Genomic DNA, 2,462 nt, shown 5'->3' with positions numbered 1-2,462 from the left:
TGTTGATTTGCACTGAGAACTGACCCACCTGACCCGGTAATTTGCATCGAATGTTGACCCACGTGTAGAACACTGTCCTGCTCGGCAACGGGCGGGAGTTCGGAGTGATCGACGTGGCCATTTTGAGCATCATTCGACGCTGGCACCTGCGCGACCAGATCCCGCTTCGCGAGATCGCCAGGCGCCTTGGTATTTCCCGCAACACCGTTAGGCGTTACCTGCGTGCAGACGTCACGGTGCCTGCCTATCCGACGCGACACAGCCCCAGCAAGCTCGACGGCTACGCCGCCAAGCTGTCGGCCTGGCTTAAGACCGAAGCCAACAAGCCGCGCAAGCAACGGCGTACTCTCAAGCAAATCCACGCTGACTTGTGTGCACTCGGATTCACCGGATCCTATGACCGCGTGGCGGCTTTCGCACGCCGCTGGCGCCAGGAGCTACAGCAGCAATCGAAGGCCGCGAGCAAAGGCACGTTCATTCCGTTGCGTTTTGCCGAGGGCGAAGCCTTTCAGTTCGACTGGAGCGAGGATTGGGCAGTCATTGCCGGCGAGCGTACAAAGCTGCAAGTCGCGCAATTCAAGCTCAGCCATAGCCGGGCATTTTTCCTACGCGCATATCTCCTGCAGACTCACGAGATGCTGTTCGATGCCCATCAGCACGCCTTTACTGCCTGGGGTGGCATCCCGCGGCGCGGCATCTACGACAACATGAAGACGGCGGTGGATCGGGTTCGACGCGGCAAGCTGCGCGACGTGAACCTGCGCTTCAGCACCATGGTCAGCCATTACCTGTTCGATGCCGAGTTCTGCAATCCGGCCTCTGGCTGGGAGAAGGGGCAGATAGAGAAGAACGTCCAGGACAGCCGCCATCGCATCTGGCAACGCATCCCGTCATTTGGCTCGCTCGACGCGCTCAACGACTGGCTGGCCGATCAGTGCGTGCTGCTTTGGCAACAGACCCGTCACCCCGAGCTCGACATGACGATATGGGAAGCATGGTCTCAGGAACGCCCCCATCTCATGCCCGTGGGGCAGGCCTTCGATGGCTTCGTGGAGCATACCAAACGCGTCTCGCCGACCTGCCTCGTACACTTCGATCGCAACCGCTACAGCGTACCGGCCTCATTCGCCAACCGGCCCATCAGCTTGCGAGTCTATGCCTCGCGCCTGGTGTTCGTTGCCGAAGGACATGTCATCGCAGAGCACCCACGGTGCATCAGCCGAAGCCATGGCCCTGGCAGCACGATCTATGACTGGCGTCACTATCTGGCGGTTCTGCAACGCAAGCCCGGCGCGCTACGCAATGGCGCGCCATTCGCCGAGCTTCCCGAAGGATTCAAGCGCCTTCAGCGCATCTTGCTCAAACGCTCCGGCGGCGACCGAGAGATGGTAGAGGTATTGGCGCTTGTCCTGCTACACGATGAACAGGCGGTGCTGGCGGCCGTCGAGCTTGCCTTGGAGGCCGGTGTCCCGTCCAAGCAGACCATCCTCAATATCCTGAGTCGCCTATTGGAAGGCGGGCCCGTCTCACCAATTACCGCTCCGCAGGCACTGGTACTGCACGTTGAACCCGAGGCCAATGTTGGGCGCTACGACACGCTGCGGGAGGCCAATCATGCAGCATGAGGTCATGGTGGAGATGCTCAAAGCGTTGAAGCTTCACGGCATGGCGCAGGCGCTTGGCGATCTGGCGGAACAGGACTCACCCGCCTACCAGGCTGCGGTGTCCATTCTGTCGCGGCTGCTCAAGGCCGAACTCTCGGAGCGCGAGGTCAGGTCCCTGGCCTACCAGATGAAGGTGGCCAAGTTTCCGGCGTATCGGGATCTGGTCGGCTTCGATTTCAGTTGCAGTGAAGTGAACGAGGCTCTTGTGCGGCAACTCCATCGATGCGAGTTCCTCGAGTCGGCCCACAACGTCGTCTTGGTAGGTGGACCGGGTACGGGCAAAACGCACATTGGGACCGCCATCGGCGTGCAAGCTGTGGAGCATCACCATCGCCGGGTCAGGTTCTTCTCGACGGTCGAACTGGTCAACCTGCTGGAGCTAGAGAAGTCGACCGGCAAACCAGGCCACATGGCCACGCGACTTATGTACACGGATCTGGTGATCTTGGACGAATTGGGCTATCTACCATTCAGCCAGGCTGGAGGCGCCATGCTGTTTCACCTTATCAGCAAGCTATACGAGCGCACCAGTGTGATCATCACGACAAACCTGAGCTTTGGCGAGTGGTCGGCCGTGTTCGGTGACGCCAAGATGACCACCGCCTTACTGGACCGCCTCACACATCACTGCCACATCGTTGAGACAGGCAACGACAGCTACCGCTTCAAGCACAGCACCACTCAACCCAAAAAGGAGAAACGGACCGCCAAGCAAACACCGCCTCAAGACGAAGCATGAACCCAGGGTGGGTCAATTTTCGATGCAAATGCTGGGTCCGTTTTCCGTGCAAATCAACA

Annotated in this window: 2 protein-coding genes; both read left to right on the top strand. The window is 59.6% G+C overall.

Translation table 11 applies throughout. The features are described from left to right. Positions 1-104 precede the first annotated feature (104 nt). Positions 105-1,625 (top strand): IS21 family transposase, encoded by a 1,521-nt coding sequence (gene istA / locus A9J21_RS14830; protein ID WP_066736877.1) that lies wholly within the window; start codon positions 105-107, stop codon positions 1,623-1,625. Further along, positions 1,615-2,403: an IS21-like element helper ATPase IstB gene (istB, locus tag A9J21_RS14825; RefSeq protein WP_066736875.1), complete on the top strand. Its 789-nt coding sequence runs from the start codon at positions 1,615-1,617 to the stop codon at positions 2,401-2,403. The genes istA and istB overlap by 11 nt, the downstream gene beginning before the upstream one ends. Positions 2,404-2,462 lie beyond the last annotated feature (59 nt).

The sequence above is a fragment of the Cupriavidus sp. D384 genome (assembly GCF_001652915.1).
GTDB lineage: Bacteria > Pseudomonadota > Gammaproteobacteria > Burkholderiales > Burkholderiaceae > Cupriavidus.
This window is presented reverse-complemented; position numbering and strand designations above follow the sequence as displayed.

What these genes read in the sequence shown, in the direction of transcription:
- istB (WP_066736875.1), top strand. Translation starts at nt 1,615, where the DNA reads ATGCAGCATGAGGTCATGGTGGAGATGCTCAAAGCGTTGAAGCTTCAC.